Annotated in this window: 2 protein-coding genes; both read left to right on the forward strand. The window is 68.0% G+C overall.

The window, feature by feature from the left end; translation table 11 throughout:
- Positions 1-3,233, forward strand: a 3,233-nt coding sequence (locus ABNS06_RS15090; protein WP_348675420.1) for a hypothetical protein, incomplete at its 5' end; no start/stop codon positions are given.
- Positions 3,234-3,268: 35 nt separating this feature from the next.
- On the forward strand, positions 3,269-6,091 hold a 2,823-nt coding region (locus tag ABNS06_RS15095), incomplete at its 3' end, for a Calx-beta domain-containing protein (RefSeq protein ID WP_348675421.1).

Genomic DNA, 6,091 nt, shown 5'->3' on the forward strand with positions numbered 1-6,091 from the left:
CCGTGTCGTCCGGCACCTTCTACTTTGTGGGGGAGATGGCGCCGGCCGGTTCGTTGTCATCCACGGGGCAGGGCCAGCCCGTGGTGTATCTGCGCTGGGATGTCATCGAGGGCCAGCTGCCGGCAGACATCGCCGGTTTCGTGCTCTACAAGGACGGCTCGCCGCTCGCGGATTTCCCGGCCATCGGGGTGATGCCGGCCGACGAGATCGAGGCGATGTACGCCGCGCCGAGCCAGGAGCGCCGCCGGCTGGAATCGCTGACCGCGCTGAAGAAGCTGGCCTTGCAGGATGACGCGGTCGACGATTTCGACGCCTCCGACTTTCCGGCTGCGCTGGCCGCGCGGCTGGCTGCCGACATCACCTACGCGAGTCTGGCCTCCCGGGCCGACATCAACATCGCCCGTGCCCGGTATCGCGCCTTTGTCAACACCGAGATCACCGCGCGCAGCCATGACTACGAGCTGAGGGCGCGGCATGTCGACGGGCGCGAGGCGCGGGTTGGTCGGGTGACCGTGGATACGACGACACCGGGGCAGGTGCTGCCCGCCCGCGATTTCCGTCAGGTGGAGCAGGGGAGTTGCGATGCGCTGGAGCATCAGCGCGATCATCACAGCGTGGCGCTGAGCTGGCGCGCGCCGTCGTCGACCAGCGCCGCCGATGCGCTGGCCTCCAACGTGTTCATCGCCGGTTACGACCTCTACCGCAGCACGGACAACGTACCGGCGTCGATGACCGATGCACCGGTTCGCTCGCTGGCGACGGAGGCGGCCGGTCGCGGGCATGACAGCACCGGCACCGTGCGCTTCGACGGGCTGGAGAAGGTCAACGAGGTGCTGCTGACCATCGATGGCGCCCAGGGTGACGAGCCGGTGTTCCTGGAAACCCAGGACGAGCTGCTGGCCGCCGACGTGCGCGCCGGTGATCGCCGCGCCTACTACCTGGTGGCCCGTGATTTCGCCGGTCAGTACGGACCGACCTCGGGCGCCATCGTGCTGGTCGACGATCTGGCCCGGCCGCCAGCGCCCTGGGACGTGCGTGCCTACGCCGACACCGGCGCCGCCCCCGGCCACATGGAACTGGCCTGGGACGACATCACCTACGACAGCTTTGTCGAAACCTTCCTCGGCGGTGACCAGATCTGCAATCCGCTGGAAGCGCGGCAGACCAACCGGCTGGAGATCGTTGGTCCCACCGCGAACTGCAACACCGATCCACGGCGCGCGGTGTCAGTGGATGTCGCGGACTACCGCGTCTATCGCTTCGAGACCTTCGAGCAGGCGTCGGCCTTCAAGGATTCCGACGGTGACGGTTACAGCGACACCGACGAGCGTCGGCTGATCGCCGCGGGTCAGCTTGCCGCCGGCGCTCAGTGCGATGCCGACAAGCCGGCCTTCGGCCCCGATTCGGTCCTGGCGAAGAATGCCAAGCTCAGCCGTGAGCTGATCGGCGACGGCCAACGGCCCGAGATTCGGCTGATCGACGAGACGCCGGCCGCTGATCCCGGCGTGGTGTACTGGTACCGCATCGCCAGCGTGACCAACGGGTCGCGGGCGAGCCTGCTATCGGCGCCGGTCCGGGCGATCTTCCCGCAGCGTCTGGCGCCGGAGCCGCCGACGGTCGGATTCGAGACCGACAGCGACGAGAACTGCGACTGCCGTCTGGACGTGGTGAATGCGACCACCGCCTGGACGCTGCGCGACGGCATCCAGACCGGCCGCCGCCTCGGCGTGGCCTGCGGCAACAGCACCAACCTGCCGCCGCCGACCCAGACCTTCGCGGTGCGTGAGGCGGATGCGTCCACCGACACGCTTTGCCGGCTGGTCACCCAGCAGGGGCTTTGCGATGGCTTCTTCACCCTGCAATACCAGATCCAGCCGCCGGACAAGGGCGTGGACGCCCGCTACTGCAACATGCCGGTGGGCGACGGTGCGCGATTCTGCGATTCGGGTGATGTCGCCATTGTTCGTGACGGCTGCGATCGCCGCGCCGCCGAGCCGGGTGAATCGGTGCCGGGCGCGGTTTACGTCAACGTCGAGTTTCCGCCAGGGACCTGCGGCTCGTTGTTCCGGCAGATTGCCGGCCGCAATACGCGGGTAGCGACCTCCTGCGGCACGGACACGCCGGAGGTGATCGACGGCTATGAGCTCGACGCCGGGGTTGGCTGCTTCCACGCCGTGACCCAGGACGAGCACAACAACCTGTCGGCCAGCAGCTTCGCCGGCTGTATCGCGGCGGGCGGGCAGCAGTTCGCCGCACCGTCGACGCCGCAACCGGTGGCGCTGGAGTTCGCAGACACCCGCGCCACGGCGCGCTGGAAGCTGTCGCCCGAACCGGTCACGGTGACCATGGTCGAGCTGACCCGCGAGCGCGACAGCGCGGACGGCGGCACCGTGGTGCGGGCCGTGCCGAACGCCGGCGGGGCGATCACGACCGATGTGCTTTCGCAGGGGCTGGATATTCCCCAGTTGCTGGCTGATGCCGACGACGCGGGTGAGCGCTGGTGTCTGCGCCTGCGTGCCATCGGGCCGTCGGCCGAGGGCGTCGATGCGCCGGTGTCGCCATGGAGCGCGCCGCTTTGCAGCGAGCGCTCCGACAGCTTTGTCGCACCCGAGTATCTGCCCTGGCCGGTGGTGGAGCAGGCGCCGGAAGGCGACGCGCTGGCTTTGCTCCAGGGGATTGATCTGAATCCGACGGACCTGGAGGAACAGACCGCGGTGCTGATTCCGCTGGCACCGGCGTTTCGGGGTGTGAGCATCTCCGCCTGCAATCTCGCCGAGATTCTCGGCTTCAACGAGAAACCCCGCAGCGAAGGGGCCTTCATCGAACCCGCGTGTTCACTGGCCGAAAGCAGCGAGCTGCGAGCGGCACTGGGCAACGTGCTGGATTTCGTCGTGTACCGCCAGGCGCGCGGACCGGACGGCGCCATCGGTGACTGGATGGAGGTGTCGCCGCTGATCGACCGGTTGCACTTCGACCGCATTGGCGGCGTGCGGGCCGATCCGATCGATGTGCTGGCCGATCCGTTCATCAAGCTGATCGAAGACCCGGATTTCAACGGTGGCTTCCAGCTCGCCTACTACGACCGCCAGACTCGCCTGGTCGGCTACGACTACCGCTATCAGATCGTCTACTTCACGGCGGACAACCGCATCCGGCAATGGCGCCAGACGCCCTGGCTGGAATCGGAGTCGTCCTCCGGCCAGGCCGCTGCGTCCACCGGAGGTGCCTCGTGATTGTGTCTCGCCGAATGCTTGCGGCGTTGGCCGCAATGGCTGTCACCACGCTGGCGCAGGGCAGTGCGCTGTTTGATGGTGACAACCCGGACCTGTGGGTCGTCGATCCGGTCGCCGGTACGGTGTTCGGTGCGAACGCCGGGCAATGGGTGCCGAACTATGTCGGCGCCGATGGGCCGGTATTTTCCGCCAGCGGCTCGCAGCAGATTCTGGTCAACGAACTGGCCGCCAGTTCGGTGCCGATGACGCCGGGCCAGCCGGCCATCTCGCTGGCCGGTTTGCAATCCACCGATCGCGATGCCGCGACGGCCGGGCCTGAGCCGAAGCTGCGCCTGTCGCCAGACGGCGGGCTTTACGACGGCACCATCGCCGTGTCGGCCGGATTGTCGGCCGAGTTGCTGAAGGAACCGCAGGTCCGCCTGACGATTCGCGTGAACGGCGACACGCGCCTGGACGCGTTGCTCTGTGGCTCCCAGCAAAGCTCCGGCTGTCAGGCGCCGACCGCGCTGCCGGGCGGCTATGCCGGCGCGACGGTGCATCTGATTCGCGATGGGCAATACGCCGTGCGCGTCGATGTCACCAAACCGGGCGGTGCCGCGCTGGCGTCGATGCAGCGTGACTTCCGCATCGCGAGCTCGGACCCACGGGGCGAGCGCCGCGACAGCGACAACGACGGCATTCCCGATCTGGTTGAGGCGGCCATCGGCAGCGATCCACTGACCGATGACCGCTTTGTCGACAGCGACGGCGATGGCTGGAGCGACTTCGACGAGTGGCTGCGCGCCGATGACATTGATCCGGCCACCGGTCAGCCCCGCGACACCGATGCCGATGGCTGGAGCGATTTCGACGAGCGGCTGCGTGGCACTCGCGTGGATGATCCGGTCGATCCCAAGCTGACGCCGCTGGACGGCGAGAACGAGGAAACCGATCCGCAGACCGGCGAGACGCTGATCAGCGAGACCTACGCCCGCCGGACCCAGCGCTACAAGGAATTTCCGAACGCCCGCCGTCTGTACGAGGTGGAATATCTGATCGAAAGCGCGTTGCAGCAGCGGCGCGAGATTGTCGGTGGTCAGTGGACACTGGCCGCCGGACACGCGCTGGATGGCACACGCGCCTGGCGGCTGGATGATCGTCTGACCGAGGCCGACCTCAACGCCTCGGCGCTCAACGCCGATGCCTTCGCGCCGAGCCTGCTACGCGGCAATGCCGACATGGCGCTGGAGCGCGCCGAATTCCCGGCGGCGCGGGTTCCGGCCGGTGGAGGCGCGGTGCTGGAGGCCTGGCTGCAGCGCGATGCCGACACCTGGGTTCACCAGCGCATGCTGGCGCCGCAGGACGATGCGACGCTGCCCCGATTCCTCGCCACCGAGCCGCAGTGGAGCGACGCCGAGGCCTGGAAGAAGCAACTGATTGCCTGGCTGGAGCAGGTGCTGGTCGTCACCGCCGATGCGCCGGTGGACTGGTCCGCGACCCGGGTCGCCTATGTGGCGCAGAAGATTCTGACCGACGAGGCGCGCGTCAATGCCGCGCCGACCCCTGTCCTGTTCAACTCGCGAGTGCCGGCGCAGACGCGGGAATGGCTGACGGCATTCACCGACAAGCTGCGTGCCGGACCGCTGCCGGGCGGGCTGGGTGATCTGCTGGATCGTCTGGAGACGGTGCTGGATCCCGACAATGGAAAGCTGCCCGAGTACGTGGAGCTGGCCGGGTTCATTGATGAGCAGACCACCTCCGATGCCTTGCCGGATGGTGAGTATTCGGATGTCTGGATGGCGCGCCGGTTCGCCGACAGCTTCCAGACGCCGCCGGAGGGTTGTCTGGTCGCCGAGGAATTTCTCGCCAGCCTGCCACCGGAGTCCCCGGAGCGGGCCGCCTTCGATGCCCAGTGCCCGGTATTCGCGACCGAGGTGGACGTGCGGGCTGCCCAGGCGGCGGACCGCGCGCGGGCCTATCTGTCCCGTCTGCTGCTGCTCACGGATGTGACGACGCTGCAGAGCGACCCCAGCCTGCTCGATGCCACGGCCGACAGTGACGGCGATGGCGTGAACAACCGCGACGAGGTCGCGCTGGCCCCGATTCTGACCGCCGGCGATCCGACATTGGCGGATACCGACGGCGACGGTGTGTCGGACCTGGACGATCTTTGTCCGAACGATCCGGCTGATCTGTGCTTCGGTGTACCGAACACGCCGGCGCTGATGGCCGACGGCCGCGCCCGGGTCACCGAAGGGCCCAGCGGAACCGTGGCCATCGTGAGCCTGACGCTGGATCGCGCGGTGGGCTTCCCCGTGACGGTCAGCGTGGAGACGGCCGTGGCCGCCGGTGACACCGCGACCGCCGATGTCGACTTCGCGATGATTCAGGACACGCTGACCATCCCGGCCGGCGCACGCATCGCGCTGGTACGGCTGCCGGTGCTGGCGGACGACGTTGTCGAGCCCACCGAGCAGTTCAGCCTGCTGATCACCTCGGTGGAGGATGCCCGCAGTCTGATTCCGGACAACCGGATCATCATCGACATTCTCGACGGAGCCCCGGGCGGTGGCGGTGATCCCGATCTGCCGGAGGCCATTGCATCGGCGCCGGCGCGTGTCGACGCCGGTGTGGAGGTCTCGCTGGACGGATCGGGCAGCCTGGACCCGGCGGGCGGCGGGCTCAGCTACGCGTGGAGCCAGATCGACGGTCCTTCGGTCACGTTGATGGACGCCGATCAGGCGGTGGCGCGCTGGATTGCCCCCGAAACGCCAGTCGACGCCACACTGCGCTTCCAGCTGAGCATCACCGACAGCCTGGCTCGGTCGTCCGCCACGCTGGCCATGGTCGTGGTCAATGCGGCGGATCTGCCGCCAGAG

Origin of the sequence: uncultured Abyssibacter sp. (assembly GCF_964000955.1) — a bacterium.
GTDB lineage: Bacteria > Pseudomonadota > Gammaproteobacteria > Nevskiales > OUC007 > Abyssibacter.